Source organism: Thermus brockianus (assembly GCF_021462505.1).
GTDB classification, from domain to species: domain Bacteria; phylum Deinococcota; class Deinococci; order Deinococcales; family Thermaceae; genus Thermus; species Thermus hydrothermalis.
The window spans coordinates 176,805-203,775 of record NZ_JAKEDV010000001.1; the positions used below are offsets into that span (position 1 = coordinate 176,805).

The following is a 26,971-nucleotide window of genomic DNA, read 5'->3' on the forward strand; positions in this document are numbered from 1 at the left end:
ATGCCCCGGGGCCTCCCCTTACTCCTCCCCTTTGGCGATGGGTACCCCCACCAGGTTGCCCCACTCCGTCCAGGAGCCGTCGTAGTTCTTCACGTGGGGGTAGCCCAGGAGGTACTTGAGGACAAACCAAGAGTGGCTGGAGCGCTCGGCGATGCGGCAGTAGACCACCACGTCCTTGTCCTTGGTGATGCCCAAGGGCTCGTAGAGGGCCTTTAGCTCCTCAGCGCTTTTGAAGGTCCCGTCGGGGTTCACCGCCTTGGCCCAGGGGATGTTCTTGGCCCCGGGGATGTGCCCGGCGCGCAGGGCCCCTTCCTGCGGGTAGTTGGGCATGTGGGTGAGCTCGCCCCGGTACTCCTCGGGGCTCCGCACGTCCACCAAGGCCCCCTTCCCCTCCTTGACCTTGAGGATGTGCTCCAAGACGTCGTCCCGGTAGGCGCGGATGGACTCGTCCCGGTAGGGGACCTCGTAGCGGCCCGGGGGGTAGCTCGGGACCTCGGTGGTGAGGGGCCGGCCCTCTTCTACCCACTTCTGCCGTCCCCCATTCATGAGGCGCACGTCCTTGTGCCCGTTGTACTTGAAGAACCAGAAGGCGTAGGCGGCCCACCAGTTGTTCTTGTCGCCGTAGAGGACCACGGTGGTGTCGTTGGAGATGCCGAGCCTTTCCATGAGCTGGGCAAACCCTTCCTCGCTGATGAAGTCCCGCACCACCGGGTCCCAGAAGTCCCTCTGCCAGTCAATCTTCTGGGCCCCTGGGATGTGGCCCGTCTCGTAGAGGAGGATGTCCTCGTCCACCTCGAGGATCCGTACCCCAGGGTCCTCCAAGTGCTCCTGCACCCATTGGGTGCTGACCAGAACCTCCGGATGCGCGTATCCCATAGGCACCTCCCGCTCCCAATATACCCTTGAGTGTCTGAATGCAAAGAACAGGGGACACAATTCCCATAACCTCCTTGTTCCCCAGGGCGGGGTCTGGTATAAAGGTACCTGCGGGGAGTAGCCGCCCCCATTCGGGGGCCAGCCGGTCGTCAGTACGGGAGGTTTCCCCGGTCGGCTGGGGCGCTTTAGGCGCATGGCGAGACCACCTAAAAGGTGGCCTCGGTTTTTGCTACGTCCCGCAAGGAGGTGAAGCATGGACTTACTGGCGATCGCGCTCATGGCCGTGGTTTTCGTGGCTAGCCTGGCCATTCAAGGGGGTCTGCAGGCCACCTTCGCCCGCTTCAGCCGGGTGGCCAACGCCCGGGGGCTCACCGGGGCCCAGGTGGCCCGGGCCATCCTGGACGCACACGGGCTCACCCACGTGCGGGTGGAACCGGTGCCCGGGGCCTTGACGGACCACTATGACCCGCACGCCAAGGCGGTGCGGCTATCCGAGCCCAACTACGCTTCGCCAAGCCTCGCCGCTTTGGCGGTGGCGGCCCACGAGGTGGGGCATGCGGTGCAGGACGCCCAGGGCTACGCTTGGCTCAGGGTGCGGGCAAGCCTTTGGCCCGCGGCGAGCCTCGGGAGCAACCTGGGGCCCATCCTGGTGGTGCTCGGGCTCATGGTGGGGGCCTTGGGCTTGGCGAAGCTCGGGCTTTACCTCTACCTGGCGGTGGCCTTCTTCCAGCTCATCACCCTGCCCGTGGAGTTTGACGCCTCCCGGAGGGCCCTGGACTTCCTGAAGCGCATGGGCTTCCTGGACGCCCGGGAGATGGGCCCGGCGCGGCAGGTGCTCACCTGGGCGGCCCTGACCTACGTGGCGGCCCTGGCCAGCTCCCTGGCCACCATCCTCTACTACGCCAGCCTCCTCATGGGGCGGAGGGAGGAGTAGATGCCCCTTCTCCTCTGCCCCCAGTGCGGCGTGGGCATGAAGGAGGTGGAGCGCCGGGGGGTGCTCATAGACGTCTGCCCCCAGTGCGGGGGGGTGTGGTTGGACCGGGGGGAGCTGGAAAAGCTCCTCGCCGAGGCCCGGGCGGTGGAGAGGGCCTACGAGGAGGAGCGGGAGGCCTACTACCGCAAGGAGGGCAAACCCTACAAGAAAAAGAAAGGCTTCTTGGAATTCTTTGACCTTTTTGACTGAGGGAACACCCCCTGGGTCCTTACCCCAGGGGGTTTCCCTTAGTCCGCCCGCTTCAGGCGCAGGTACCAGCGGCGGTATTCGGCGTACGCGTCCTTCCTAGCCTCATCGGCGTTGAGTTCGTCCCAGGTGGCGGGGGGCTTGACGTAATTGTGCAAGCAACTCTCGTTAGCGATTATCCCCAGACCCCGAAAGCTTCCCACGCGCCTTGCGGGAGCGGAGCTTCTCCAGGTTGGCCTGGGCCACCGCCTCGAGGCGCACCTCCAGGTCCGTGGCCACCTGGGCCACGTACCAGAGTACGTCCCCAAGCTCCTGCAAGAGGGCTTCCCGGATCTCGGGGGTAAGCCTGCCCCCGTGGTCGCGGAGGACCTTCTTCACCTTGTTGGCCAGTTCCCCCGCCTCCCCCGCCAGGCCCAGGGTGGGGTAGAGGAGGCGGTAGGCCTCGGGGTAGAGGGCGGTCTTCTTGGCCTCTTCCTGGTACGCGTCAAAGGTCATGGGCCACCTCCTTGCGGATGGCGTACACCCGGCTCACGCCCCTGTCCGAGGTGACGCCGTAGAGGGCGTGGCAGGCTTCCATGGTGCGCTTTTGGTGGGTGACGAGGATGAACTGGCGCCCCGAGGCCAAAAACCGGGCGAAGCGGAGGAGGTTGGCCTCGTCCAGGGCGGCGTCCACCTCGTCCAACACCGCCAGGGGAAGCCCCCCTTGGAGCTCCCCCAGGGCGAAGAGGAAGGCCAAGGCGCCGAGGGTTTTCTCCCCCAGGGAAAGGAGGCGGAGGTCCTGGGTGCGCTTGCCCTGGGGCACCAGGAGGAGCTTTAGCCCCCGGCCCTCCCGCCTCACCTCCGCCTGGGCCCCCAGGAGGGCCAGGGCCTGGGTGCGGAAAGCCTCCTGGAAGCGGAGGAAGCTTTCCTTGAGGCGCTCGGCGTAGGCCCTTTCCACGGCTTGGGTTTCCGCCTCCAGGCGCAAAAGGGCTTCCTTGGCCTCCGCCACCTCCCGCTCCCGCAGGGCGAGTTCCTCCAGGAGGGGCGCTAGCTCCCTTTCGGCCAGGGCGTTCACGGGGCCCAGGCTTTCCCGCTCCTTGAGGACCTGGGCTAGACGGGCTTGGAGCGCTCTTGGGGAGCCCGGTATCCTCTCCGCCTCGGGTAGGGGGGCGAGTTCCCGGGATAGCTCCTCCAAGGTGGCTTCCCGCCTTGCCAGGAGGAGGCGGAGGCTTTCCCGTTCGGCCAGGAGGGTGTTGGCCTGGGTGAGGGTGCGGGCCTCCTGCTCCTGCAGGGCTTGGCGCTCCTGCCGGAGCTTGGATAGCTGGGCTTCCAGGACCTTGGCCTCCTCCAGGAGGGGAAGGGTGGCCTCGAGGCGCTCCTTGAGCTCGGCGAGGCGTTCCCTTACCCGGGCCGCTTCCTCCGCTGCTTTCTGCCAGGCGGCGTGGGCCTCGGCCAGGAGGCGCCAGCGGGCGTGGGCCTCCGCCTGGGCCAAGAGCCCCTCCAGGGCCTGCCGCTCCTCCGCCAAGGCCTTGAGCTTCCCCTCGTCCCAGGCGGCCTCGGGCGGGGTGGGGGGCTTGGGGGCTGGGGGAAGGGGGGCCTTGAGCCTGGCCTGGAGGGCCGCCACCTTGGCCTTGGCCTCGGCGAAGGCCTGGGCGGGGGGGAGGGGCTTAAGGGCCTCCTCTAGGGCGTGGATGCGTTCCCGAAGCCGGGTTTCCTCCTCGGCCAGGTCCTCGAGGCGGCGGCGCAGGAGGAGGGTTTCCCCGCCCCCCTTGACCCGCCCCCCGGTGAGGGCCCCGAGGCGCTCCAGCACCTCGCCTTCCCGGGTCACGAGCCGCTCCCGGCCCCCGGCGCGGCGGTAGGCCAGGGCGGCCTCCAGGTCGGCGAAGACCAGGGTATCCCCCAAAAGGGCGAGGAGGATGGCCTCGGCGGGAAGCCCGGGGGCGCGCAAGGAGGCCAGGCGGTAGGCGGGGCCGAGGAGCCCGGGGGCGGGCTTGGGGTTGGGGGCGGGGGGTGGGTGGAGGAGGGTGAGGGGCAGGAAGGTGGCCCGCCCCCCTTCCCGCTTGAGGAGGGCGATGGCCGCCTTGGCCGCCTCCTCGTCCTGGGCCAGGACCCACTGGAGCCTGGGGCCTAGGGCCACCTCCAGGGCCACTTCCAGCCCGGGCTCGGGCCGCACCAGGTCCGCCACCACCCCCAGGATCCCCCTTAGCCCCCGCACCCGCTTGGGGCCCTCGTGCAGGTCCATCCCCGCCTCCAGAAGGCGGCTTAGGCGTTCCCGCTCCCGGGAAGCGGCCTTGAGCTGGGCCTTGGCCTCTTCTAGCTGGGCTTCCAGGGACTTCCTTTTTTCCCAAGCTTCCTCAAGCCTGGCCAGGGCCGCTTCCTTTTCGGCAAGCTCCGCCTGGAGGCGCTCCCGTTCCGCCAGGGCTTCTTGGTACTGGCGTAGGCGCTCCTCGTGGCGGGCGGCTTCGGCCTCGTAGCGGCGCCAAGCTTCCTCCAGGCGGCGCCTTTCCGCAAGGAGCTTGGCCTCCTCCGCCTTCAGCCGGGCGAGGCGGGCCCGGACCTCCTTCGCCTCCACCGGCGGGGCGGGGATGGGGGGTCCAGGGTCCTCCGGGGGCGGCCGGTCCAGGGCCTTGAGGACCCGGGAAAGCTCCCGCTCTTCCGCCTGAAGCCCCTCCCGTTCCTTGAGGAGGAGGCGCACCTCCTCTAGCCGGCGCCGCAGGGTTTCCTCCTCGGCGCGGAGGGCTTCTTGGCGCTCCTTGAGGGCCCGTTGCGCCTCCTTGAGGAGGGCTTCCTCCTTTGCCAGGTCCTCGAGGCGGGCCCGGGCCTTGGCCATCTCCGCCTCCGCCTCCTCCATGCGGGCCAGGAGGAGGCTTCGCCGAAGCCTCAGCGCCTCCAGGTCCAAGGCCCGGGCCCGGGCCGCCCTTTCCGCTTCCCCTTGGAGCCGGCTGGCCTCCGCCTTTAGGCGCCCCAAGGCCTCCTCCCGCTCTTTTAGAAGGGCAGAGGCCTCCTTAAGCCGCTCCTCCGCCATCTTGGCCGCCTCCGCCACGGGCCTGAGCCCGGCGGCCTCCTCCAGGTGGGCGAGGAGCACCTCCTCGGGGGCTTCCAGCAGGGCCCCGATCTCCCCTTGGCCCACGATGGCGTACCCCCCCCGGCCCAGGCCGGTGCCCGCCAGGGCGAGGGCCAAGGCCTTGGCGCTGGCCGGGCGGCCGTTCACCTTGAGGAAGGTGCGCTCCCCCTCAAGCCGCCTTTCCACCACCAGGCGCTCCTTCCCCCGGGAAAGCTCCAGCCGTACCTCGGCGTAGCCCAAGGGCGGGCGGCCCTCCGCCCCGTGGAAGAGGAAGGCGGCGAGCTCCTGGCCTCTTAGCTCGTGGGCCCGGGCCCCGGTGACGAAGCGCAAGGCCTCCACCAGGTTGCTCTTGCCCGAGCCGTTCGGGCCGATGATCCCCGTGACGGGGTCGGGGAAGTCCAGGGTGGTGCGCTCGGCGAAGGACTTAAACCCTTGAAGCGTCAAGCGGTCAATGCGCCAGGCTTCGCTCATGGCAGGCGGATGGGTTTTTGCAGGTCCAGGTGGGCCAGGCCGGGGGTGGGCTTCCCCTCCACCAGAAAGCGCACCTCCTCCGCCTCGGGAAAGGTGGCGAGGAGGGTGTAGGCCAGGCTATAGAGCCGGAAGGCCTCCCCGGTGGCGTCCAGCCCTTGGGCGAAGTTGGCGGGCAGGTCCACCACCAACGTTTTGCCCGTGCGGAAGAGGGCCCTGGGCCTGGGGGACTGGGTGGCCTCGGCCCAGGCGGCGAGGGCCCGGCCCTCGGGGCTTTCCCCGGGGGCGAGGGTGAGGGTTTCCGTTTCCTTCAGGAAGCCCCGGGGTGGGTCGGGGCGGTGGAGGACCAGGACGAGGGCGTTCGCCTTGGCCTCGCCTTCCGAGGGCAGGGGCAAGGCCCCCGTGGCCTCTTTCCCGGCGCTTTTCCAGTAGACGAAGGCCCCCAGGGCGAAGATGAGGAGGCCGAGCACGTTCCAAAAGGTAAATAACCCGCGCACGCTCATTCCTCCAGGTAGGCTTGGATGCCCCGGGCGATGGCCTCGGCCAGGGCCTCCCGGTCTTGCGGGTTTTTGAGGCGCTCTACGCCGACTTCCAAGAGGACCGCCGCCCCCGGCAGGTCCGTGAGGGCATAGGGCCCCTCCGCCCGCGCCAGGACCAGGCCCAAGGTGGAAAAGGACCGTTCCAGGGCGGCGGCAAGACGCCTGGGATCCCCGGCGTAGGTTTTGAGGAGGGCCCGCTCCTCGGCGGGGGCGGTGGCGAGGAGGCTTTCGGCGTTTTGGGCCAGGGCTAGGGAGCGCTCCTTGGGCAGGTAGAGGTTGAGGGCGCTTCCCCGGATGGCGTGCAGGGATAAGAAGACCGCTGCCCCTTGCGCCTGGGCCATGCGGGCCTCGAGGGGCAGGCTTTGGTCCCGGGTCCGGGTGAGGCGGCTTCCCGGGAGGCGGGCCGCCACCCGGCGGGCCAGGTCCAGGGTGAGGTCCTTTTCCGGGAGCCCCCCGAGGTCTACCCCCCGGTCCTCGCCCCCGTGCCCGGGGTCCAGGAGGACCAGGGGCTTGGCCCTGGGCAAGGGCCCCCACTCCAGGGCCACCTGGCCTCCCCCCGGGTAGTAGAGGCGGTCGGGGGGAGCGCTAAGGGGCAGGAAGAGCCCTAAGGGTTCCTGCCTTAGCCCCGCTCCCTCCCCCTTGGCGAGGAGGAAGAGGACCCCGCCCTCCTGGAGGCGGGCGTTCACCTCTCGGGAAAAGCGGAAGACCATGCGGCCATGGCCCTGGTCCACGCCCTGGAGCTCCGCCCAAGGCAGGTCCAGGAGAATGCCCTCCTGGGCCCGGTAGGTGAGGCCGAGGGCCTCGGCCAGGGGGCGGAGGGGCACGTAGACCTCGCCCCCCCGCCGCCAGGCGGCCAGGCGGGAGACGGCCTGGGCCTCCTGGTCCAGGATGGGGAAGACCTTCTGCCGGCTCCCTAGGCCCAGGGCCAGGCGGCCTTCCCCCTGCCAAAGGGCAAGCCCCAGGCCCTGGGCCACCAGGCGGGCGGGCCCGTAGGCCACCCCCCGCCCCCCAGGGTAGAGGGCCTCCCCCGTGAGGCCGCCCACCCTTAGGGGCTTGGGGGCCTGGGCGAAGGCCAAGGCGGCGAAGAGGACCAGGGCCCAAAGCCTCATAGCTCCTCCAGGGCGCGGCGCACCGCCTTCTTCTTATCGTCTTCCTTCTTCTGGTAGGCCTTCTTGCCCCGGGCGAGGCCCAGGAGGACCTTGGCGTAGCCCCGCTCGTTGAAGTAGATCTTGAGGGGGACCAGGGTGAGCCCCTTCTGCTCCACCTTGCCCCGCAGGCGGTTGAGCTCGTGGCGGTGGAGGAGGAGCTTGCGCTTGCGGCGGGGGTCCACGTTGGTGTAGGAGCCCTTTTCGTACGGGGCTATGTAGAGATTTTCCAAATAAAGCTCCCCATCCTCAAACTTGGCGAAGCTCCCGGTGAAGTCCACCTTCCCCGCCCTCAGGGACTTCACCTCCGTCCCCTTGAGGACCAGGCCCGCCTCGTAGGTCTCCAGGATCTCGTAGTCGTGCCGCGCCCGGCGGTTCTCCAGCACAGGGGCTATCTTACCAGAGGCGGTAGGCCCCTTCCCGGCGGTGCTTCAGGAGGGGATACCGGGCCCGGTAGGCCTCGAGGAACCCCCAGTCCGGCTCGGCAAGGAGAAGGCCCTCTTCCTCCCTCCGCCCGAGGACCCGGCCGTCGGGGCCCACGAAGAGGCTTGGGCTTCCCGTGTCCGCCCGGCTCGCCAGGAGGAGGTAGGCCTGGTTCTCCGCCGCCCGGGCCCGGGCCAGGACCTCCATGAGCTCGGCGTAGGCCCCGGGCCAGGCAGCCCCCACCAGAAAGCCCTGGGCGCCCTCGAGGGCGTAGGCCCGGAAGAGCTCGGGGAAGTCCAGGTCGTAGCAGAGGGCGAGGCCGAAGGTGCGGCCCCCGTGGACGAGGGGTACGGGACCCTCCCCTGGGCGGAGCCCCATGTCCCCCTCTTCCTCCTCCGTCAGGTAGAGGTGGACCTTGGCGTAGGCGGGGCCGTGGGGAAAGACCTGGAGGCGGTTTTCCCCTTCCAGGAGGAGGCCCGCCGCCACCTTTAGGCCCTCTTCCCCCGCCAGCTCCTCCAGGGCCTGGGGCAGGTCCGGCGCTTCCCGCTTGCCCAGGAGGAGCTCGGGAAGGAGCAAAAGCCCCGCCCCCTCGGCCCGCGCCTCTTGGGCCAGGGGGCGGAGGGCCCTAAGGAGCGCTTTCGGGCTATCCCGCCTGGCGAGGTGGGCCAGGGCGAGGCGCATCTACCGCCGGCCCAGGAAGCGCCAGGCCGTGGGCAGAAGGAGGGCGGCGAGCACCGCCTTCACCAGGTCGCCGGGGATGAAGGGGAAAAGCCCCATGGCCAAGAGCCCCCCTATCCCCGTGAACTTGCCCACCCCCATGAGCCAGGCCCCAAGCCAGGGGAGGCCCACCAGGTAGAGGAGGGCGTTGCCGGCGAGCATGGCGAGAAGGGTGCCGAGGAAAGTGCGGTCCAGGCCGAACCGCTCCACCAAGAGCCCCGCGAGCCCCGCCGCCAGGGGGAAGGCGAGGAGGAACCCCCCCGTGGGCCCGAGGATTTTGGCCACCCCGCCCGTGCCCCCGGCGAAGACGGGAAGCCCCATGGCCCCCTCCAGGAGGTAGGCCAGGAGGGCTAGGAAACCGAGCCGGCTCCCCAGGGCCGCCCCCACCAGGAGGAGGCCCAGGGTCTGGAGGGTGATGGGCACCGGGGTGAAGGGGAGGGGGATGGCCACCTGGGCGGTGAGGGCCACGAAGAGGCTTCCCGCCAGGACCAGGCTTAGGTCGCGGGCCAAGGTGCGCTTGGGCCAAAGGGTCTTGGCCAAGGGGGTGTAACTCAGGGCTTCCGTCTTCATAGTCGTCAACCAAGTTATTGCTTGGCGGTTTACATGTCAAGGCCTTAAAGGTGTGGGCCGGGAGGCTTAAGGATCTAGGGGTATACTGGAGCCGTGCCTTCTTCCCCTTGGCCTCCCATGCCTTTCGCGGTGGGGCGGTGAGGGTGGAAGGGTTTCCATATAGGAGGTGAACCATGAAGGTAGGGATTAACGGGTTCGGCCGCATCGGGCGCCAGGTCTTCCGCATCCTGCACACCCGGGGCGTGGAGGTGGCCCTAATCAACGACCTCACGGACAACCGCACCCTGGCGCACCTTTTGAAGTACGATTCCGTCTATCACCGCTTCCCCGGCGAGGTGGGCTACGACGAGGAAAACCTTTACGTGGACGGCAAGGCCATCCGGGCCACCGCCATCAAAGACCCCAAGGAGATCCCCTGGAAGGCGGTGGGCGTGGACCTGGTGGTGGAGTCCACCGGCGTCTTCACCGACGCCGAAAAGGCAAAGGCCCACCTCGAGGCCGGCGCCAAGAAGGTCATCATCACCGCCCCCGCCAAGGGGGAGGACATCACCATCGTCATGGGGGTGAACCACGAGGCCTACGACCCCGCCAAGCACCACATCCTCTCCAACGCCTCCTGCACCACCAACTCCTTGGCCCCCGTGATGAAGGTCCTGGAGGAGGCCTTCGGGGTGGAGAAGGCCCTCATGACCACGGTCCACTCCTACACCAACGACCAGAGGCTTCTGGACCTGCCCCACAAGGACCTGCGCCGGGCCCGGGCCGCCGCCATCAACATCATCCCCACCACCACGGGGGCGGCCAAGGCCACCGCCTTGGTCCTGCCCTCCCTCAAGGGGCGCTTTGACGGCACCGCCCTAAGGGTGCCCACGGCCACGGGGAGCATCTCCGACATCACCGCCCTCCTCAAGCGGGAGGTGACGGCGGAGGAGGTGAACGCCGCCCTCAAGGCCGCGGCGGAGGGGCCCCTAAAGGGCATCCTCGCCTACACCGAGGACGAGATCGTCCTCCAGGACATCGTCATGGACCCGCACTCCTCCATCGTGGACGGCAAGCTCACCAAGGCCATCGGCAACCTGGTGAAGGTCTTCGCCTGGTACGACAACGAGTGGGGCTACGCCAACCGGGTGGCGGACCTGGTGGAGCTCGTCCTGAAGAAGGGGGTCTAGATGCGCACCCTGCGCCAGTTGGACCCCAAGGGGAAGCGGGTCTTGGTGCGGGTGGACTACAACGTCCCCATCCAAAACGGGGTGGTCCAGGACGAAACCCGCATCCAAGAGAGCCTCCCCACCCTGCGCCACCTCCTGGAAGGGGGGGCCTCTTTGGTCCTCCTCTCCCACCTGGGCCGGCCCAAGGGGCCCGACCCCAAGTACTCCCTCGCCCCCGTGGCCGAGGCCTTGGCCCGCCACCTCCCGGGGGTCCGCTTCGTGCCCCACAGCCCGGGCTCGGAGGAGGCCTACCAGGCGGTGCGGGCCTTGGGGGCAGGGGAGGTGGCGCTTTTGGAAAACGTCCGCTTTGAGCCGGGGGAGGAGAAGAATGACCCCGAGCTCGCCGCCCGCTACGCCCGGCTTGGCGACGCCTTCGTCCTGGACGCCTTCGGGAGCGCCCACCGGGCCCACGCCAGCGTGGTGGGGGTGGCGCGGCTTCTCCCCGCCTACGCCGGCTTCCTCATGGAGAAGGAGGTGCGGGCCCTCTCCCGCCTCCTCCACGAGCCCGAGCGGCCCTACGCCGTGGTCCTGGGCGGGGCCAAGGTTTCCGACAAGATCGGGGTCATTGAGAGCCTTCTGCCCCGCATTGACCGGCTTCTCATCGGCGGTGCCATGGCCTTCACCTTCCTCAAGGCCTTGGGGGGTGAGGTGGGGAAGAGCCTGGTGGAGGAGGACCGCCTGGACCTGGCCCGCGACCTCCTCAAGCGGGCGGAGGGCCTGGGCGTCCGGGTTTACCTTCCCCAGGACGTGGTGGCGGCCACGGAGATCGCCACGGGGGTGGAAACCCGGGTCTTTCCGGCGGACGCCATCCCCGTGCCCTACATGGGCTTGGACATCGGCCCCAAGACCCAGGAGGCCTTCGCCGAGGCCCTCAAGGGGGCCAAGACAGTGTTCTGGAATGGGCCCATGGGGGTCTTTGAGGTGCCCCCCTTTGACCAGGGGACCTTGGGCGTGGGCCGGGCCGTGGCCGCCCTCGAGGGCGCCTTCACCGTGGTGGGCGGGGGCGACTCCGTGGCGGCGGTGAACCGCCTGGGCCTGAAAGAGCGCTTTAGCCACGTTTCCACCGGGGGCGGGGCCAGCCTGGAGTTCTTGGAAAAGGGCACGCTCCCCGGGATTGAGGTCCTGGAGTAGGCCCCCTTCCTTCCCGCCCCCCTCGAGGGGGGCGGGGTTTTCGTTATGATGGCCCCATGCGCCGGGTACTGGTGGCGGGCAACTGGAAGATGCATAAAGTCCCTTCGGAAGCCCGGGTTTGGTTCGCCGAGCTCAAAAGGCTCCTTCCCCCCTTGCAATCGGAGGTGGCCCTCCTTCCCGCCTACCCCATGCTCCCCGCCGCCAAGGAGGTTTTCTCGGGGAGCCAGGTGGCCTACGGGGCCCAGGACGTCTCCGCCCACCGGGAAGGGGCCTACACGGGGGAGGTTTCGGCCCGGATGCTCGCCGACCTCGGGTGCCGCTACGCCATCGTGGGCCACTCGGAAAGGCGGCGCTACCACGGGGAGACGGACCGCCTGGTGGCGGAGAAGGCCAAGCGGCTTCTGGAGGAAGGTATCACCCCCATCCTCTGCGTGGGGGAGCCTTTGGAGGTGCGGGAAAGGGGGGAGGCGGTGCCCTACACCTTGGCCCAACTCCAAGGAAGCCTGGAGGGGGTGGAGCCCCCTTCCCCGGACGCCCTCGTCATCGCCTACGAGCCCGTCTGGGCCATCGGCACCGGGAGGAACGCCACCCCGGAGGACGCCGAGGCCATGCACCGGGCCATCCGCCAAGCCCTGGCGGAGCGGTACGGGGAGGGCTTTGCGGGGCGGGTGCGCATCCTCTACGGGGGAAGCGTGAACCCCACGAACTTCGCCCAGCTCCTCTCCATGCCCAACGTGGACGGGGGTTTGGTGGGCGGGGCGAGCCTGGAGTTGGAGAGCTTCCTCGCCCTCCTGCGCATGGCGGGCTAAACTCATATTTATGCGGCTCCACCCCCGGACCCAGGCGGCGAAGGAGAGCATTTTCCCCAAGATGAGCGCCCTGGCGAGGGAGCTCGGGGCGGTGAACCTGGGGCAGGGCTTCCCCTCCAACCCCCCGCCCCCCTTCCTCCTGGAGGCGGTGGGGCGGGCCTTGGGGCGGTACGACCAGTACGCCCCCCCAGCGGGCCTTCCCCTTTTGCGGGAGGCCTTGGCGGAGGAGTTCGGCGTGGCGCCCGAGGGCGTGGTGGTGACCTCGGGGGCCACGGAGGCCCTCTACGTCCTCCTCCAAAGCCTGGCGGGGCCGGGGGAGGAGGTGGTGGTCCTAGAGCCTTTTTTTGACGTCTACTTGCCCGACGCCTTCCTGGCGGGGGCGGAGGCGCGGCTCGTGCGCCTGGACCTGACCCCAGAGGGCTTCCGCTTGGACCTCGCCGCCCTGGAAAGGGCCATTACCCCGAGGACCCGGGCCCTCCTCCTCAACGCCCCCATGAACCCCACGGGCCTGGTCTTCGGCGAGGGCGAGCTCAAGGCGGTGGCCGAGCTCGCCCGGAGGCACGGCCTCTTCCTCATCTCCGACGAGGTCTACGATGAGCTTTACTTCGGGGAGCGGCCTAAGCGCCTCAGGGACTTCGCCCCCGAGCGCACCTTCACCGTGGGGAGCGCCGGGAAGCGCCTCGAGGCCACGGGCTACCGGGTGGGCTGGATCGTGGGCCCGCCCGAGTTTATGCCCACCCTGGCGGGGATGCGCCAGTGGACGAGCTTTTCCGCCCCCACCCCCTTGCAGGCGGGGGTGGCGGAGGCCTTGAGGGTGGCGCGGCGGGAAGGGTACTACGAGGCCTTGCGGGAAAGCTACAGGAAGCGGCGGGACCTCTTGGTGGAGGGCCTGAGGTCCTTGGGGCTTAGGGTTTTCCTCCCCCAGGGGACCTACTTCCTCATGGCCGAGCTTCCGGGCTTGGACGCTTTTTGGCTCGTGCGGGAGGCGAAGGTGGCCCTCATCCCCGCTTCCGCCTTTTACCGGGAAAATGCCCCTCAGGACCTCTTCCGCTTCGCCTTCTGCAAGAGCGAGGAGGAGCTTGCCCTGGCGCTGGAGCGGCTTGGGCGTGTGGTAAACTCCCCCCGTGAAGCCTAAAGTGGTCCAGTACCTGGAAAAGGGGGAGTTCCCCTTGGGGGCCGAGGAAGCCCTCGCCCTCTACCGGGCCATGCGGCGGGCCCGGTTCTTTGACGAGAAGGCCCTGACCCTGCAACGGCAGGGGCGGCTTGGGGTTTACGCCCCCTTCATGGGGCAGGAGGCGGCCCAGGTGGGGGTGGGCCTGGCCCTGGGGGAGGGGGACTGGGTGGTGCCGAGCTACCGGGAAAGCGCCCTGCTCCTCACCCGGGGGCTTCCCATCCACACCCTCATCCTCTACTGGCGGGCCCACCCCGCCGGCTGGCGCTTCCCCGAGGGGGTGCGGGCGGTGAACCCCTATATCCCCATCGCCACCCAGATCCCCCAGGCGGTGGGGCTCGCCCTGGCGGGCCGTTACCGGGGGGAGGGCTGGGTGGTGGCCACCAGCATCGGGGACGGGGGGACGAGCGAGGGGGACTTCCACGAGGGGCTCAACTTCGCCGCCGTCTTCCAGGCCCCGGTGGTCTTCCTGGTGCAGAACAACGGCTACGCCATCAGCGTCCCCAAAAGCCGGCAGATGCGGGTGGAGTACATCGCCCAAAGGGCCGAAGGCTACGGCATGCCCGGGGTGGTGGTGGACGGGAACGACGCCATCGCCGTCTACCTGGAGGCCAAGAAGGCGGTGGAGAGGGCGAGGCGAGGAGAGGGGCCCACCCTCCTCGAGGCCCTCACCTACCGCCTCGCCCCCCACACCACCTCCGACGACCCCTCCCGCTACCGCTCCAAGGAGGAGGAAGAGGCTTGGCGGCAGAAAGACCCTGTTTTGCGCCTGCGGAGGGCCTTGGAGGAAAGGGGGCTATGGGACGAGGGGAAAGAGGAGGCGCTTTTCCAGGCGTTGGAGGAGGAGTTCCAGAGGGAGCTCGCCCTGGCGGATAGCGTCTCCGAGCCCCGGCCCGAGGAGATCGTGGAACACGTTTATGCCGAGATGGGGCCTGACCAAAAACGGGCCTGGGAGGCCTTGCGCCAAGGCCTGCACGTGGAGGAGGTATGGTGAAGGAAAAGGCGCGCGTCCTCAACATGGTCCAGGCCATCAACGAGGCCCTGGACCTGGCCCTCGCCCGGGACGAGCGGGTCCTGGTCTTTGGGGAGGACGTGGGGCGGCTTGGGGGGGTGTTCCGGGTCACGGAGGGCTTGCAAGGAAAGTACGGAGAGAACCGGGTCTTTGACACCCCCTTGGCGGAAAGCGGCATCCTGGGCCTGGCCATCGGCCTGGCCATGGGCGGCATGCGCCCCGTGGCGGAGATCCAGTTCGCCGGCTTCCTTTACCCCGCCTTGGACCAGATCCTCTCCCACCTGGGGCGTTGGCGGCACCGCAGCCGGGGCCGGGTGGGGTTGCCCGTGGTGGTGCGGGCTCCCTATGGCGGGGGCGTGCACACCCCCGAACAGCACGCCGACTCCCCGGAGGCCATCCTTTGCCACACGCCGGGGGTGAAGGTGGTCATCCCCTCGAGTCCCGAAAGGGCCAAGGGGCTTCTCCTCGCCGCCATTGAGGACCCGGACCCCGTGTTTTTCCTGGAGGCCATCAAGCTCTACCGGGGCGCGAAGGCCGAGGTGCCCGAGGGCTACTACACCCTTCCCCTGGGCAAGGCCCGCATCCTGAGGGAAGGAAAGGCGGCCACCCTCATCGGCTACGGGGGTATGGTGGAGGTGATGCTGGAGGCGGCGGAGGTGGCGAAGAGGGAAGGGGTGGAGGTCATGGTGGTGGACCTGGAAACCCTGGTGCCCCTGGACGAGGACACCCTCCTTTCCGCCGTGAAGGAAACGGGCAGGGCCATCGTGGTCTACGAGGCCATGCGCACCGGGGGCTTCGGGGCGGAGATCGCCGCCCGCATCGCCGAGGGGGCCATAGACTACCTGGAGGCCCCCGTGGTGCGGGTGGCGGGGTACGACGCCCCCTACCCGCCCTTTAGCGCCATTGAGCACCTCTACCGCCCCAACGCGAAAAGGGTTCTCGCAGCTTTGCGCCGGGTGATAACCCATTAGGCCCGGCGTAACCCCACGGAAGGCTTGATGGCCTTCCGTGGCTATTCTTGTGTGCAGAAAAGGCACATTCTGCCCATGGATGGGCTATAAAACTCGGCAGTAAAAGCCTAGTGTAATAGGTTAACTTGACATATGGTCAATGCTATCCCATCATCAAGCTATGAGTTGGGGACCCATGGGCGCTCCACTACTCAAGGATCTCATGCGGACCGAGCTGGTGGTGGCTGGGCCCCAGATGTCCCTAGAGGAGGCCCACCGCCTGATGGCGCAGACGGGGGTGCGCTACCTACCCGTGGTGGAGGGGCAGCGCTATTTGGGGCTTTTGGGGGAGCGCCAGCTCCGCTTGCTCCTGGCTCCTTGGGCTCCCATGCACCATCGGGCGGACCTGAAAGCTCCGTTGGCTCGCTTTCTCCAGACCGTTCCCGTGGCCCATCCGGACGAGCCCCCGGAGGAGGTGGCCTTGCGCATGGAGAGCGTTCGCATCGGGGGCATGCCGGTGGTGGAGGAGGGGCGTCTTCTGGGTATGGTTACCGCCTACGACCTCCTGCGGGGTCTTCTGGCCCTCCTCCGTCCGCAAGCACCGGCAAGCCGGTTAGAGCTCCTGGTGCCCGACCTGGAAGGGATTGTGACCGTTCTCCAGGCTTTGCGGGCCACCCGTACTCCCCTGGTGGGTCTTCACGTCTATCCGGAAGCGGGGAGGCTCGGGTTCAGGCTTCTCCTGCAGGTGGGAGCCTTGGACACAAGACCCCTGCGGCAGCGCCTTCTCGCCTCGGGCCTGCATCTTCTTCGGCCCTAGGACCCGGTTCTCCTCTAGAGGTCAGCGCTAAGTCCCCATGCCCTATCATTCCAACCTCGGCGCTCCTTAGGACTCGCCTTAAAACCAAGCGCTCCTGCGCCTTTCCCAAGACGCCAAGGCGCGGGAGAAGATCCGGCTTTGGGGAGACCTCCTGGAGAGGCCTACCCCCGAGGTGGTGGAGGCGTGTTGGAGGAAGAGGGAAAGGGTCTCAATCTGTGGAGGTATAAGGGTGGCCTATCTAGACGAGGGTTGCTTTACCCTGGGCCCGCTACTAGGGTGCGCTGGGTGCCGAAGGGAAGTGGGGTGCCTGCCAGCATCCGGTCCGTACCGCCATCCCGTGGAGGGGGTGTGGCGGTGGTGAAGGGGCATGGGATGCCGCGGCGGTGCTATGAGCGTTTCAGACGTTACGGGAGGCGGTGGTGGGAGTGCTGCGGGCTTTTGGAGAGGACTGGCCTGAAAGGCTAAGGGGAGGCACTTGGTAAGGGCTTGCTACACTAGATAGCGCAGGGTCCGGGATCCCCCCGGTAGCCCTAGGAGGCGTATGCGCGCGCACATCATTACCTACGGTTGCCAGATGAACGAGTACGATTCCCACCTGGTGGCGAGCGAGTTGGTGAGCCTGGGGTGGGAGCTGGTGGACTCGGTGGAGGAGGCGGACTTCGTCCTGGTGAACACCTGCGCCGTGCGGGGCAAGCCGGTGGAGAAGGTGCGCTCCCTTTTGGGCCAGCTTCGCAAGGAGAAGGAGAGGCGGGGCCTTCTCGTGGGCATGATGGGCTGTCTGGCCCAGCTGGACGAGGGCCAGCAGATGGCCAAGAAGTTCGGCGTGGACATCCTCTTGGGCCCGGGGGCCCTCACCTCCTTGCCCGAGGCCCTGAAGCAAAACGAGCGCTTCTTTGACCTCACCTTCCGGGACGACCTCCTGGACTACATTCCCCCACCCCCCAAGGGGGCCCTTTCCGCCCACGTGACCATCATCCGGGGGTGCAACCACCACTGCACCTACTGTATCGTCCCCACCACCAGGGGTCCCGAGGTCTCCCGCCACCCCGACCTCATCCTGAAGGAGATTGAGCTTCTGAAGAAGGCGGGGGTGGTGGAGGTTACCCTTCTCGGCCAGAACGTGAACTCCTACGGCAAGGACCAGCCGGGCTACCCGAGCTTCGCCGAGCTTTTGCGGATGGTGGGGCAGATGGGCATCCCCAGGGTGCGGTTCCTCACGAGCCACCCGGTGAACTTCACCGACGACATCCTCGAGGCCATCGCCGAAACCCCCGCCATCTGCCGCTACATCCACCTCCCCGTGCAGTCAGGCTCGGACCGGGTGCTTAGGCGCATGGCCCGGGAGTACCGCCGGGCCCACTATCTGGAAAGGATCCGGCGCATCCGGGAGCTGTTGCCCGATGCAGTTCTCTCCACCGACATCATCGTGGGCTTCCCCGGGGAAACGGAGGAAGACTTCCAGGAAACCCTCTCCCTCTACGATGAGGTGGGCTATGACCAGGCCTACATGTTCATCTACTCCCCCCGCCCCGGTACCCCCGCCTACAAGCACTTCCAGGACCTGCCCCGGGAGGTGAAGGTGGAAAGGCTGATGCGCCTCATTGAGAAGCAGAAGGAGTGGAGCTACCGCCGCAACCTGGAGTGGGTGGGGAAGACCGTGGAGGTCCTGGTGCGGGGCCAGGCCAAGGAGGAGGGCTTTGCCCAGGGGCACGACCGGGGGAACCATCCGGTCCTCATCCCCGCCGCCCAAGCTCCCACCCCGGGCCTTTACCAGGTGGAGGTCAAGCAGGCCACGCCCCACCTCCTCTTCGGCGAGGTGGTGGGGGCCAGGGAGCCCGCGCCCATTCCCCTGCCGGTGGCCTAAGGAGGCGGCGTGGCCCGGGTCCTTCCCCTAAGCGCCGCCTTGGCCCTTTTCCTCCTCCTGTGGGCGGGCTTAGGGTTTTCCGCTTTTGGCCTTGTCTTGGCCTTGGGGGCGGCCTTTTTGGGCTACCTGGGCGTGGCCCGCTGGCAGGGGCGGGTGCTTTCCCAAGGGCCTTCCCCAGCGGCTTTAGAGCGGCTTGCCATGAAGGAGGCCTGGCGGCGGGGCGGCTTCTTGCGCCCGGAAGACCTCTCCCCTTACATGGGGGAAGGGGAGGCCCAGGCGCTCTTGGAGGGCCTGGCCGCCCGGGGGCTTTGCCGGAAGGAGGGGGAAGGGTTCCGCTTTTGATGCGGGAAGCGGAGCTGGTGGTCCTGGGGGCCGGGGTGGCGGGGCTTACCCTGGCCCGCCTCCTTTGGGAGGCGGGGCGTTCCGTGCTGGTGGTGGCGGAGGCCCTAGGGGAGGCGAGCCGCCCCCCTGTGGCCCTGGTGAACCCCCTAAGGGGGCGGCGCTTCACCTTGGCGGAAGAGGGGGAGAGGGCCTTGGAAGCAGCCCTCGCCTTCTACGGCCGCTTTGCTCCCCTTCACCTCGGCGTTTACCGCCCCGTGCCCGAGAAGGACCGGGATAGGGTGGCGGAGCGGCTTGGGGGGCTTAGGCACCGCTGGGAGGGCGGGGGCGTGGTGCTGGAAGAGGCCTTTTGGCTGGAGCCCAGGCCCCTCTTGGAACGCTTGGCCCAGGGGGTGCCCCTCCTAAAGGGGCGGGTTTTGGCCTGGGAGCCCCCTTACCTACGCTTGGAAGGCGGGGAGAAGGTGCGGGGTGAGATCTTGGTCTACGCCGGGGGTGGGCGGGGGGCGCACCTCCTTGGCCTCCTGGGCCGGCACATCCCGGGCCTGGTGCTCACCCTTTTGGACTACTTCCCCCGGGCCCTAAGCTACCGGGTCTATCTGGCGGGAAGCGCCCTTGGGGGAAGCTACCTGCCCGAGGGGGAAGGTCCAGACCCTCCGCCCCCCACGGAGGGGGAGGTGGCGTGGCTCTTGGAAGGGGCGGAGGCCCTGGTGGGCTACCGGCCCCAGGTGGCCTCCGCCTGGCGGGGGGTGCGCTTCCGTCTTTCTGGGCCAGGGGAGGGTCTTCCTTACCTCTTTCCCGTGGAGGGAGGGTATGCCCTCACGGGCTTTGGCTCCACGGGCTTTCTGTATGCGCCCCTTCTGGCAAAGGGGCTTGCGGCAAGGCTTTAGGGGCGGTGGGGGGCGGTAAACTGGGGGCGTGTACAGCGGGGCGGTCCTTGCCGGGGGAAGGTCTAGGCGCTTTGGGGAAGACAAGGCCCTTTTCCCCTACCGGGGAAAGCCCCTGTTGGCTTGGGTTCTGGAAAGCCTTTCGGGGGCGAAGGAGCGCTTTATCGTGGCGAACCGCCCCTACGAGGGCTTTGGCGTGCCCGTATACCCGGACCTCCTTCCAGGGGCGGATAGCCTCTCTGGGCTCCACTCGGCCTTGGTCCACGCCCAAAACCCTTGGGTGGCGGTGGCGGCCACGGACCTTCCCTTCCTTTCCCAAGCCTACTGGGACTTCCTCTATGAAAAGGCCCTAGAGTCCTCCTACCCCGTGGTGGTGCCGGTGAACCCGGAAGGCCACCTGGAACCCCTCATGGCCTTTTACCACAAGGACTGCCTGCCCCAGGTGGAAGGGCAGATCCGGGAGGGGGACTTCCTCCTGCGGCGGGTAGTGGAGGCCCTGGGGGCTACCCTCGTGGCGCCAGAAGAGGTGGTGGCCCGGTTTGGCCGGGAGGTGTTTGTGAACGCCAACCGAAAGGAGGCGTTGCCCTAGGCCCCTGCGCCCGGTTGCGGCCGGTCCCCTGCGCCCACGGGCGGGGGAGGAGGGGGCAGGAGGAGGAGCCTCAGGACCTCTCCCACCTCCTCCACGAAGGTAATCTCAAGGTCCTTGAGGATTTCCTCCGGCACCTCCTTGAGCTCGGCTTCGTTTTCCTTGGGCAGGATCACCCTATGGATGCCCGCCTGGTGGGCGGCGAGGAGCTTTTCCTTGACCCCCCCGATGGGGAGGACCTTGCCCCTTAGGGTGATCTCCCCGGTCATGGCGATGTCCATGCGCACCGGGCGGCCCGTGAGAGCGCTGGCCAGGGCGGTGGCCATGGTGATGCCGGCGGAGGGGCCGTCTTTGGGCGTGGCCCCTTCCGGCACGTGCACGTGGAGGTCAAAGTCTTTGTGGAAGCCCTCAGGCAAGCCCCACTCCTCCCGGTGGGCCCTTAGGTAGGTAAGGGCGGCGTGAGCGGACTCCTTCATCACCTCCCCCAGGTTGCCCGTGAGGTTCAACTTGCCCGTGCCGGGCACGGCCACCGCCTCAATGGTGAGGAGGGCGCCCCCGTAAGGGGTCCAGGCCAGGCCTTGGGCCGCCCCCACCTGGGGGACCTTTTCTGCCCGGTCGGGGCGGTACTTGGGCACGCCCAGGTAGGCCTCGAGGTCCTTCGCCTCCACAACCCGCACCCCCTCCCAAGGGGCCTCCAGGTAGTCCTTGGCCGCTTTGCGGGCCACCTTGGAGAGCTCCCGGTCCAGGTTGCGCACCCCCGCCTCCCGGGTGTACTCCTGCACGATGCGGTCAATGGCGGCATCGGTGATTTCCAGCTTCCCCTCGAGCCCCGCCTCCTTCACCTGGAAGGGCCAGCGGAAGTGGCGGGCGATGGCCCGCTTTTCCGGCAGGGTGTACCCGGGGATCTCAATCACCTCCATCCGGTCCAGAAGGGGCCTGGGGATGGTGGCAAGGGTGTTGGCGGTGGTGATGAAGAAGACCTTGGAGAGGTCGTAGGGCACGTCCAGGTAGTGGTCGGTGAAGGTGTGGTTCTGCTCGGGGTCCAAGACCTCCAAAAGGGCCGAGGCCGGGTCCCCCCGCCAGTCGGAGGAGAGCTTGTCAATCTCGTCCAGGAGGAAGACGGGGTTCACCACCCCCACCTGCTTCATCCCCTGGATGATCTTGCCGGGAAGCGCCCCGATGTAGGTGCGGCGGTGGCCCCGGATCTCCGCCTCGTCCCGCACCCCGCCCAGGGAGATGCGGTGGAACTTGCGGTTCATGCTCCGGGCGATGCTCTTGCCCAAGGAGGTCTTGCCCACCCCGGGCGGCCCCACGAAGCAGAGGATGGGGGCGTGGCCCCGCACCTCCTTGCCCTGGGTGAGCTGGCGGACCGCCAGGTACTCCAGGATGCGCTCCTTGACGTCCTTGAGGCCGTAGTGGTCCTCGTCCAGGACGCGCTTGGTGACGGCGATGTCCAGGACCTCGGGGTCCGCTTCGGTCCAGGGCACGTCCAGGAGCCAGTCCAGGTAGGTGCGGCTTACCGTGGCCTCGGGGGAGCCAGGCTGCATCCTTTCCAGGCGCTTGAGCTCCTTGAGGGCTTTTTCCTTCACCGGCTCAGGCATGCCCTTCTTCTCAATGCGCTCCCGGAGCTCTTCAATCTCGGTTAGGAAGTCCTCCCCGCCCCCGAGCTCCTTCTGGATGGCCTTCATCTGCTCCCGGAGGTAGTACTCCCGCTGGTTCTGGTCCATCTGTTCCTTGACCCGGGCGGCGATCTTTTTGTCCAGCTCAAAGCGCTCCAGGTCGCGCAGGAGAAGGGCCAGGACCTTCTTCAGGCGCTCTTCCACCTCCGGGGTTTCCAGGAGGTCCTGCTTCTCCTCGAGGGACCAGGTGGCGTGGTGGGCTACCAGGTCCGCCAGGATAGCAGGGTCCAGGGTGCTCCTGATGGCCTCCTGCTGGTAGCGGTCCAGGCGCAGGGTCTTGTGGTTTTGCAGGTAGCGCTCAAAGGCCTCCTGGACCTCGTTCACCAAAACGCGGGCGAGCCCAGGGTCCGCCAAGGGGGGCTCGGGGAGCACCTCGCCCAAGGCCCTGAGGTAGGGGGCGGCCACGAACCCTTGGAGGCGCACCCGGTTCCGGGCCTCCACCATCACCTGCAGGGTGCCGTCGGGGAGGCGCATGGCCTGCTTGACCACCGCCAAGGTGCCCACCCCGTAGAGGTCTTCGGGCGTGGGGTCGTCCACCTCCGGGTCCTTCTGGGCCACCAGGAAGATGAGGCGGTCAGCGGCCAAGGCCTCCTCCACCGCCTTCTTGCTCTTGGGGCGGCCCACGTCCACCCCGGTGGTGGTGTGGGGGAGGATTACGGTGTTCCTCAAGGGGAGAACGGGAAGTTCCAGGCGCAAGACGTCCTTCATCTGCCTTCCATGATAAGGCAGGGGGCGGGCGCTTTAGCGCCCGAGGGCACAAAGGAGGCCTAGAGTCCCACGGTGACGTGGGCCTTCATCTCCTCCAAACGGATTTCACCAAGGCCGGGCGGCACGTTGCCCTCCACGGCCACGCCCAACCAGAGTCGCCCATGGCGTAGGCCCTGGAGCAGGGTATCCCCCGCGAGGGTAAAGGGGGTTTCTGCCCGACCTCCGAAGTCCAGGGTTCCCACCCTCTCCCCGGCCTTGCTGGCGGGGCAAAGAACAAACTGGCTCGTGGCGTAGCATTCGGATCCGGGTTCTTGGGCGCGGGCGTAGACGAGGACACGCGCCTTTAGGGCCAGGTTAGCCCTGGCTATCCCTTTCACCTCCAGGGCCCGCACCGCATCCAAGGGAGGGGGGGTTAGGGTGAGGGGCGTTGTGGGGTAGACCACGTAGGGCTCCCCAAAGGGGTTTGTGGGAGGGAGGCCGTCTAGGTTGAGTTTTGTGGAGCCCAGGTCCACGGTGAAGGTGTAGCTACAGGCGGCGAGGAGGGTAGCCAGGATGAGAAGGGAAAAGCGCGTCTTCCGCACGGGGCCATTCTACCGGAGAATGGAAAGGATGCACCGCCTCCTCTTCGCCCTGGACCCGGAAACGGCCCACGAGGTTGCCCTGAAGGCCCTCGCCTGGTGGTCGGAAAGGGGGCCCCTTTTGGAGGCGCCGGCGAGGCTTCTTCGGGTGGAGGACCCGAGGCTTACGGTGGAGGCCCTGGGCCTCACCTTTCCGAACCCCTTGGGCCTGGCGGCGGGCATGGACAAGGACGCTCGCGCCCTGGGAGCCTGGTGGGCCTTGGGCTTTGGCTTCGCCGAGGTGGGGACCCTCACCCCAAGGCCCCAGGAGGGAAACCCAAGGCCGAGGCTTTTCCGCCTCCTCGAGGACCACGCCCTCATCAACCGCATGGGCTTCAACAACCAGGGGGCTTTAGAGGCGGCCAAGCGGCTAGAGGCCTTCCGGGCGCGGGGGCTTCCTTTCCCGGTGGGGGTGAACCTGGGGAAGAACCGGGAAACCCCCCTGGGAAGGGCGGCGGAGGACTACCTGGAGGCCCTTCGCCTCTTGGAGCCCCACGGGGACTACTTCGTGCTCAACGTGAGTTCCCCCAACACCCCGGGCCTGCGCACCCTGCAGGAGGGCCCCTTCTTGGACGAGCTCCTCTCCCGCCTCCGCCCCGCCACGGCCAAGCCCCTCCTCCTCAAGGTGGCCCTGGACCTTTCCTTTGCGGCCTTGGACCAGGTGGCGGCTCTGGCCCTAAAGCACCGCTTGGAGGGATTGGTGGCGGTGAACACCACCCTAAGCCGGGAAGGGCTCCGAAGCCCCCTTGCCCGGGAGGCGGGAGGGCTTTCGGGGAGGCCCCTTAAGGGGCGGGCCCTGGAGGTGCTCAAGCACCTGGCCCAGGTCCCGGGCTTAACCCTCGTGAGCGTGGGGGGGATAGAAACCCCCGAGGACGCCTGGGAAAGGCTTCGGGCGGGGGCAAGCCTCCTTCAGGTCTACACGGGCTTCGTGTACGGTGGGCCCCTTTTCCCGAGACGGCTTCTAAAGGGGCTCCTTTCCCTCATGGAGGCGGAAGGGCTTAAAGCTTTGGGAGAGCTTCAGACGGTGAGGACGCAGCCGCAGCGCAACGCCAGCTCCACGGGGGAAACGTAGCGGAAAGCCCCGTCCTGGCGCAGGTGGAGGACGAGGAGGGTATAGGGGTCAAAGACCACCACGTCCTTGACCCATTGAAAGGTAGAAGCGGGGGCCGATCTCCAGGTCCTTGGCCTCGTAACCCCGGCGCACCGCCTCGGGGAGAAGGGTGATGGCCTCGTCCAACTCCTCGGGCTCCCGGCAGAAAAGGGCGATGTCTGGCCGCTTGTAGGAGCCATCGGGAAAGCGCACGTAGACGTCGGCCACGTGGATACAAGGGCAGGGCGAGCCCTCCTTGGGACGAATGCTTTGGCGGATCCGGTCCACGGCCTTTTGGTGGCGGTAAGTGGGCTGGGCCTCCCAAAGGGGAAGCCCACCCACCCATTCCAGCCGGAGGCCGATGGCGTCCGCCTCCAAAAGCTTCCTCAGCACCCCTTCATTCTAGCGCCTCGTGGGCCACCCTTCCCGCCACCAGGGTGAGGACGGGCCACCCCCCGAGGACCCACCCCGCCCAAGGGGAGAAGCGGGCCTTGGAGGCGAAGGCCTTGGGGTCCACGGGCTTTTCTTTGGGGGAGAGGAGGACAAGGCTCGCCTCCGCTCCCGCCTCCAGGTGGAGGGGCTTTAGGCCCAGAACCCTCCTTGGCCCGTCCGTGAAGAGGGCCACCAGCCGGGGGAGGGGGAAGCCCCGCTTGAGGTGGAGCTCGGTGTAGAGGAGGGGGAAGGCCACCTCGAGGCTCGGGATGCCAAAGGGAGCCCTCAGGAGGTCCATCTCCTTCTCCGCCGGGGTGTGGGGGGCGTGGTCCGTGGCGATGGCGTCCAGGGTGCCGTCCAGAAGCCCCTCTAGAAGGGCCTCCTGGTCCTCCTTGGTCCGGAGGGGCGGGGCCACCTTGAAGAGGGGGTCAAAGCCCTTTAGGGCCTCCTCCGTGAGGGTGAGGTGGTGGGGGGTGGCCTCGGCGGTCACGGGAAGCCCGGCCCGCTTGGCCTCCCGGACGAGCTCAAGCCCCCGCCGGGTGGAGAGGTGCTGGATGTGGAGGTGGGGCCTGGCCTGGCCTCGCCTTAGGGCGTAGCGGAGGACCTCGAGGTCCCGGGCGATCCGGGCCGCCTCGGCTTCCGGGGGGTTTCCGGGAAGGCCCAAAAGGTCCGCAAGCGCCCCGTCGTTCATCACCCCGCCCCGGCGCAAGGTGGCGTCCTCCGCATGCACCGCCACGGGAAGGCCCAAGGGAGCGGCCTGGAGGAGCCCTAGGGCCAGGACCCCTGCGTCCTCGTTGGTGCGGCCATCGTCCGTGAGGAGGGCGGCCCCCGCCGCCTTAAGGAGGCCCGCCGGGGCGAGGTGCTTCCCCTCCTGCCCCAGGGTGAGGGCGGCGGCGGGGTGGAGCCGGGCGAGGCCCAGGGCTTCCGCCTTCTCCTTCAGGGCCCGCACCGCCTCCGGGGCGTCCACGGGGGGCTTGGTGTTGGGCATGCTCACCACGTCGGTGTACCCGCCCCGGACCGCCGCCAAGAGCCCCGTGGCGAGCTCTTCCTTCACCTCCTCCCCCGGCTCGCGAAGGTGGGCGTGGAGGTCCAAAAACCCGGGGGCCAGGAAGAGGCCCGTCCCGTCAATGACCCGCTCGGCCTCCCCGCCCTCCAGGGAGAGGATCCGGCCTTCCCCGATGAGGACGTCCGCAGGGCCCCGCTCCCCACGGGCGTCCACAAGCCGCACGTTCTTGATGAGTATCATGCCCCCTCCCTTCCCACCAGGAGGTGGTAGAGCACCGCCATGCGCACCGCCACGCCGTTTTGCACCTGCCGGTTCACCAGGCTCCTTTCCGAGTCCGCCAAGGCCCCCTCCAGCTCCACGTCCCGGTTCATGGGGCCCGGGTGGAGGAGGGGGGCCTGGGGCTTCGCCAGGCCTAGCCTCCTTTCCGTCACCTGGTAGCGGGCGATGTAGTCGTCCAGGTGAACCAAGCCCGTTTCCATGCGCTCTTTCTGGAGCCGAAGCACCATGACGGCGTCCGCCTCCCTCAGGGCTTCCTCCAGGCTAGGGGTGAGCCTCGCCCCGGGCAGGGCCTCGGGCAGGAGGCTTGGGGGCCCGGCGCACCACACCTCTGCCCCCAGGAGGGAAAGGAGCTCGGCGTTGGAGCGGGCGACCCGGGAGTGGAGGATGTCCCCCACGATGGCCACCTTCTTCCCCTCCAAGGTGCCCAAAGCCTCCAGGAGGGTGTAGGCGTCCAGGAGGGCCTGGGTGGGGTGGGCCCGGCGCCCGTCCCCCCCGTTGATGACCGCCCCCTTCACCCAGCGGGTGGCCTGGTGGGGTACCCCGGCGGCGTCGGCGCGGATGACGTAGGCGTCTATCCCCATGGCCTCGAGGGTGAGGAGGGTGTCCTTGTAGCTCTCCCCCTTCTGCAGGCTGCTGGTGGCGGCGGTGAAGGAGACCACGTCCGCCGACATGCGCCGGGCCGCCAGCTCAAAGGAGATCCGGGTCCGGGTGGAGGGCTCAAAGAAGACGGTGGCCACGGTGAAGCCCTGGAGGGCGGGCACCTTTTTCACCGGCCTCTCCAAAACCTCCCGCATCACCTTGGCGGTGTCCAGGAGGCTTTCCACCTGGGCCCGGGTCCAGCCTTGGAAGTCCAGGAGGTGCCTCATAGGCCCTCCCTTTCCCAAAGCTCCACCCGGTCCTCCCCGTCCACCTCCTGGACCTTCACCTTCACCACCTCGCTTTTGGCGGTGGGGACGTTTTTGCCCACGAAGTCCGCCCGGATGGGAAGCTCCCGGTGGCCCCGGTCCACGAGCACCGCCAGGTAGATGCGCTTGGGACGGCCCAGGTCCATGAGGGCGTCAAGGGCGGCCCGGGCGGTGCGGCCCGTGTAGAGGACATCGTCCACCAGGACCACCGCCTTGCCCGTGAGGTCAAAGGGGATGCGGGTTTCCCGCACCTTGGGCCTCACCCCGATCTCCGTGAGGTCGTCCCGGTAGAGGGTGATGTCCAGGGTGCCCACGGGCACCTCCTTCCCCTCAAACCCGAGGATGTACCGGGCGATGCGTTCCGCCAAGGGGATACCCCTGGTGTGGATGCCGATGAGGACCAGGCCCTCCACGCCCTTGTTGGCCTCCACGATCTCGTGGGCGATGCGGTAAAGGGCCCGGCGCATCTCCTCGGCGTTCATCAGTTCCGCCTTAAAGCGCACGGCCTACCCCCCTAAAAAAG

27 protein-coding genes and 1 pseudogene are annotated in these 26,971 nt (G+C 68.1%); 14 read left to right on the forward strand and 14 right to left on the reverse strand.

Going from position 1 to position 26,971, the window contains the following annotated elements:
* Nucleotides 1-18 precede the first annotated feature (18 nt).
* On the reverse strand, nt 19-876 hold the full coding sequence (locus tag LXN00_RS01015) for a sulfurtransferase (RefSeq protein ID WP_234503387.1): 858 nt from the start codon (nt 874-876) through the stop codon (nt 19-21).
* Between the two features lie 253 nt (nt 877-1,129).
* Between LXN00_RS01015 and LXN00_RS01020 the strand changes: the two genes are divergently transcribed.
* Complete coding sequence (locus LXN00_RS01020; protein ID WP_234503388.1) at nt 1,130-1,810, forward strand: zinc metallopeptidase; 681 nt, start codon at nt 1,130-1,132, stop codon at nt 1,808-1,810.
* Nucleotides 1,811-2,059: a zf-TFIIB domain-containing protein gene (locus tag LXN00_RS01025; protein ID WP_071677824.1), complete on the forward strand. Its 249-nt coding sequence runs from the start codon at nt 1,811-1,813 to the stop codon at nt 2,057-2,059. It abuts the gene before it with no gap.
* A gap of 165 nt (nt 2,060-2,224) precedes the next feature.
* Here the strand turns inward: LXN00_RS01025 and LXN00_RS01030 are convergent, their stop codons facing one another.
* From LXN00_RS01030 to LXN00_RS01060, 7 genes are read right to left on the reverse strand one after another with little or no spacing between them, the layout of a single operon-like run.
* A complete protein-coding gene (locus LXN00_RS01030) occupies nt 2,225-2,551 on the reverse strand; it encodes a nucleoside triphosphate pyrophosphohydrolase family protein (protein ID WP_234503390.1) in 327 nt (108 codons plus the stop codon).
* The gene (locus tag LXN00_RS01035) at nt 2,541-5,570 is read right to left on the reverse strand and encodes an AAA family ATPase (RefSeq protein ID WP_234503392.1); all 3,030 of its coding nucleotides are present in this window, start codon (nt 5,568-5,570) and stop codon (nt 2,541-2,543) included. Before LXN00_RS01035 ends, LXN00_RS01030 begins: the two co-directional genes overlap by 11 nt.
* Nucleotides 5,567-6,064 (reverse strand): GerMN domain-containing protein, encoded by a 498-nt coding sequence (locus LXN00_RS01040; RefSeq protein WP_234503394.1) that lies wholly within the window; start codon nt 6,062-6,064, stop codon nt 5,567-5,569. The genes LXN00_RS01035 and LXN00_RS01040 overlap by 4 nt, the downstream gene beginning before the upstream one ends.
* Nucleotides 6,065-6,066: 2 nt before the next feature.
* Nucleotides 6,067-7,215: an N-acetylmuramoyl-L-alanine amidase gene (locus LXN00_RS01045; protein ID WP_234503396.1), complete on the reverse strand. Its 1,149-nt coding sequence runs from the start codon at nt 7,213-7,215 to the stop codon at nt 6,067-6,069.
* On the reverse strand, nt 7,212-7,646 hold the full coding sequence (gene smpB / locus LXN00_RS01050) for an SsrA-binding protein SmpB (protein ID WP_071677982.1): 435 nt from the start codon (nt 7,644-7,646) through the stop codon (nt 7,212-7,214). The genes LXN00_RS01045 and smpB overlap by 4 nt, the downstream gene beginning before the upstream one ends.
* Nucleotide 7,647: 1 nt before the next feature.
* Nucleotides 7,648-8,355, reverse strand: a complete 708-nt coding sequence (locus tag LXN00_RS01055; RefSeq protein WP_234503398.1) for a carbon-nitrogen hydrolase family protein — start codon at nt 8,353-8,355, stop codon at nt 7,648-7,650.
* Nucleotides 8,356-8,961, reverse strand: coding sequence for a biotin transporter BioY (locus LXN00_RS01060; protein WP_234503400.1), 606 nt, complete (start codon nt 8,959-8,961; stop codon nt 8,356-8,358).
* A gap of 173 nt (nt 8,962-9,134) precedes the next feature.
* On the opposite strand from LXN00_RS01060, the gene gap reads away from it, so the two are divergent.
* The 11 genes from gap (at nt 9,135) to LXN00_RS01115 (ending at nt 19,735) form a co-directional block, all read left to right on the forward strand.
* Entirely contained in the window at nt 9,135-10,130 is a 996-nt protein-coding gene (gene gap / locus LXN00_RS01065) for a type I glyceraldehyde-3-phosphate dehydrogenase (RefSeq protein ID WP_234503401.1), read from the forward strand.
* The gene (locus tag LXN00_RS01070) at nt 10,131-11,300 is read left to right on the forward strand and encodes a phosphoglycerate kinase (protein WP_234503402.1); all 1,170 of its coding nucleotides are present in this window, start codon (nt 10,131-10,133) and stop codon (nt 11,298-11,300) included.
* Nucleotides 11,301-11,356: 56 nt separating this feature from the next.
* A complete protein-coding gene (gene tpiA, locus LXN00_RS01075) occupies nt 11,357-12,109 on the forward strand; it encodes a triose-phosphate isomerase (RefSeq protein WP_234503403.1) in 753 nt (250 codons plus the stop codon).
* A gap of 10 nt (nt 12,110-12,119) precedes the next feature.
* Nucleotides 12,120-13,244: a pyridoxal phosphate-dependent aminotransferase gene (locus LXN00_RS01080; RefSeq protein ID WP_234503406.1), complete on the forward strand. Its 1,125-nt coding sequence runs from the start codon at nt 12,120-12,122 to the stop codon at nt 13,242-13,244.
* The gene (gene pdhA, locus LXN00_RS01085) at nt 13,234-14,274 is read left to right on the forward strand and encodes a pyruvate dehydrogenase (acetyl-transferring) E1 component subunit alpha (RefSeq protein ID WP_234503410.1); all 1,041 of its coding nucleotides are present in this window, start codon (nt 13,234-13,236) and stop codon (nt 14,272-14,274) included. Before LXN00_RS01080 ends, pdhA begins: the two co-directional genes overlap by 11 nt.
* The gene (locus tag LXN00_RS01090) at nt 14,268-15,263 is read left to right on the forward strand and encodes an alpha-ketoacid dehydrogenase subunit beta (protein ID WP_234503411.1); all 996 of its coding nucleotides are present in this window, start codon (nt 14,268-14,270) and stop codon (nt 15,261-15,263) included. The genes pdhA and LXN00_RS01090 overlap by 7 nt, the downstream gene beginning before the upstream one ends.
* 202 nt (nt 15,264-15,465) lie before the next feature.
* Nucleotides 15,466-16,059 carry a CBS domain-containing protein gene (locus LXN00_RS01095; protein WP_234503425.1) on the forward strand — a complete coding sequence of 198 codons (594 nt, stop codon included), beginning with the start codon at nt 15,466-15,468 and terminating at the stop codon, nt 16,057-16,059.
* Nucleotides 16,060-16,600: 541 nt separating this feature from the next.
* Nucleotides 16,601-17,923 (forward strand): tRNA (N6-isopentenyl adenosine(37)-C2)-methylthiotransferase MiaB, encoded by a 1,323-nt coding sequence (gene miaB / locus LXN00_RS01100; protein WP_234503429.1) that lies wholly within the window; start codon nt 16,601-16,603, stop codon nt 17,921-17,923.
* A 9-nt stretch (nt 17,924-17,932) separates the two neighbouring features.
* Nucleotides 17,933-18,265, forward strand: coding sequence for a hypothetical protein (locus LXN00_RS01105; protein WP_234503431.1), 333 nt, complete (start codon nt 17,933-17,935; stop codon nt 18,263-18,265).
* Nucleotides 18,262-19,149, forward strand: a complete 888-nt coding sequence (locus LXN00_RS01110; protein ID WP_234503433.1) for an FAD-dependent oxidoreductase — start codon at nt 18,262-18,264, stop codon at nt 19,147-19,149. The genes LXN00_RS01105 and LXN00_RS01110 overlap by 4 nt, the downstream gene beginning before the upstream one ends.
* Nucleotides 19,150-19,177: 28 nt before the next feature.
* Complete coding sequence (locus tag LXN00_RS01115) at nt 19,178-19,735, forward strand: molybdenum cofactor guanylyltransferase (protein WP_234503434.1); 558 nt, start codon at nt 19,178-19,180, stop codon at nt 19,733-19,735.
* Here LXN00_RS01115 and lon read toward each other — a convergent pair.
* Nucleotides 19,732-22,119, reverse strand: coding sequence for an endopeptidase La (gene lon, locus LXN00_RS01120; RefSeq protein WP_234503437.1), 2,388 nt, complete (start codon nt 22,117-22,119; stop codon nt 19,732-19,734). The two genes, LXN00_RS01115 and lon, sit on opposite strands and share 4 nt — an antisense overlap.
* A 59-nt stretch (nt 22,120-22,178) precedes the next feature.
* Nucleotides 22,179-22,700: a hypothetical protein gene (locus LXN00_RS01125; protein ID WP_234503439.1), complete on the reverse strand. Its 522-nt coding sequence runs from the start codon at nt 22,698-22,700 to the stop codon at nt 22,179-22,181.
* 28 nt (nt 22,701-22,728) lie between these two features.
* Here LXN00_RS01125 and LXN00_RS01130 point away from each other — a divergent pair, with 28 nt between their 5' ends.
* On the forward strand, nt 22,729-23,808 hold the full coding sequence (locus LXN00_RS01130; protein ID WP_234504125.1) for a quinone-dependent dihydroorotate dehydrogenase: 1,080 nt from the start codon (nt 22,729-22,731) through the stop codon (nt 23,806-23,808).
* Here LXN00_RS01130 and LXN00_RS01135 read toward each other — a convergent pair.
* The 4 genes and pseudogenes from LXN00_RS01135 to pyrR form a co-directional block, all read right to left on the reverse strand.
* A pseudogene (locus LXN00_RS01135) lies at nt 23,754-24,219 on the reverse strand (Uma2 family endonuclease). The gene LXN00_RS01130 and the pseudogene LXN00_RS01135 overlap by 55 nt on opposite strands.
* 4 nt (nt 24,220-24,223) lie before the next feature.
* Nucleotides 24,224-25,504 (reverse strand): dihydroorotase, encoded by a 1,281-nt coding sequence (locus LXN00_RS01140; protein WP_234503446.1) that lies wholly within the window; start codon nt 25,502-25,504, stop codon nt 24,224-24,226.
* Nucleotides 25,501-26,409, reverse strand: a complete 909-nt coding sequence (locus tag LXN00_RS01145) for an aspartate carbamoyltransferase catalytic subunit (protein WP_234503447.1) — start codon at nt 26,407-26,409, stop codon at nt 25,501-25,503. Before LXN00_RS01145 ends, LXN00_RS01140 begins: the two co-directional genes overlap by 4 nt.
* A complete protein-coding gene (gene pyrR, locus LXN00_RS01150) occupies nt 26,406-26,951 on the reverse strand; it encodes a bifunctional pyr operon transcriptional regulator/uracil phosphoribosyltransferase PyrR (protein WP_234503449.1) in 546 nt (181 codons plus the stop codon). Before pyrR ends, LXN00_RS01145 begins: the two co-directional genes overlap by 4 nt.
* Nucleotides 26,952-26,971: the final 20 nt, after the last annotated feature.

Excerpts from the sequence above, each read along its gene's own strand:
- LXN00_RS01080 (WP_234503406.1), top strand. The coding sequence starts at position 12,120 with ATGCGGCTCCACCCCCGGACCCAGGCGGCGAAGGAGAGCATTTTCCCC.
- LXN00_RS01015 (WP_234503387.1), bottom strand. The coding sequence starts at position 876 with ATGGGATACGCGCATCCGGAGGTTCTGGTCAGCACCCAATGGGTGCAG.
- gap (WP_234503401.1), top strand. The coding sequence starts at position 9,135 with ATGAAGGTAGGGATTAACGGGTTCGGCCGCATCGGGCGCCAGGTCTTC.
- miaB (WP_234503429.1), top strand. The coding sequence starts at position 16,601 with ATGCGCGCGCACATCATTACCTACGGTTGCCAGATGAACGAGTACGAT.
- LXN00_RS01090 (WP_234503411.1), top strand. The coding sequence starts at position 14,268 with ATGGTGAAGGAAAAGGCGCGCGTCCTCAACATGGTCCAGGCCATCAAC.
- LXN00_RS01035 (WP_234503392.1), bottom strand. The coding sequence starts at position 5,570 with ATGAGCGAAGCCTGGCGCATTGACCGCTTGACGCTTCAAGGGTTTAAG.
- LXN00_RS01140 (WP_234503446.1), bottom strand. The coding sequence starts at position 25,504 with ATGATACTCATCAAGAACGTGCGGCTTGTGGACGCCCGTGGGGAGCGG.
- LXN00_RS01095 (WP_234503425.1), top strand. The coding sequence starts at position 15,466 with ATGCGGACCGAGCTGGTGGTGGCTGGGCCCCAGATGTCCCTAGAGGAG.
- LXN00_RS01060 (WP_234503400.1), bottom strand. The coding sequence starts at position 8,961 with ATGAAGACGGAAGCCCTGAGTTACACCCCCTTGGCCAAGACCCTTTGG.
- LXN00_RS01070 (WP_234503402.1), top strand. The coding sequence starts at position 10,131 with ATGCGCACCCTGCGCCAGTTGGACCCCAAGGGGAAGCGGGTCTTGGTG.
- lon (WP_234503437.1), bottom strand. The coding sequence starts at position 22,119 with ATGAAGGACGTCTTGCGCCTGGAACTTCCCGTTCTCCCCTTGAGGAAC.
- LXN00_RS01030 (WP_234503390.1), bottom strand. The coding sequence starts at position 2,551 with ATGACCTTTGACGCGTACCAGGAAGAGGCCAAGAAGACCGCCCTCTAC.
- LXN00_RS01020 (WP_234503388.1), top strand. The coding sequence starts at position 1,130 with ATGGACTTACTGGCGATCGCGCTCATGGCCGTGGTTTTCGTGGCTAGC.
- LXN00_RS01130 (WP_234504125.1), top strand. The coding sequence starts at position 22,729 with ATGCACCGCCTCCTCTTCGCCCTGGACCCGGAAACGGCCCACGAGGTT.
- LXN00_RS01055 (WP_234503398.1), bottom strand. The coding sequence starts at position 8,355 with ATGCGCCTCGCCCTGGCCCACCTCGCCAGGCGGGATAGCCCGAAAGCG.
- LXN00_RS01025 (WP_071677824.1), top strand. The coding sequence starts at position 1,811 with ATGCCCCTTCTCCTCTGCCCCCAGTGCGGCGTGGGCATGAAGGAGGTG.
- tpiA (WP_234503403.1), top strand. The coding sequence starts at position 11,357 with ATGCGCCGGGTACTGGTGGCGGGCAACTGGAAGATGCATAAAGTCCCT.
- LXN00_RS01145 (WP_234503447.1), bottom strand. The coding sequence starts at position 26,409 with ATGAGGCACCTCCTGGACTTCCAAGGCTGGACCCGGGCCCAGGTGGAA.
- LXN00_RS01045 (WP_234503396.1), bottom strand. The coding sequence starts at position 7,215 with ATGAGGCTTTGGGCCCTGGTCCTCTTCGCCGCCTTGGCCTTCGCCCAG.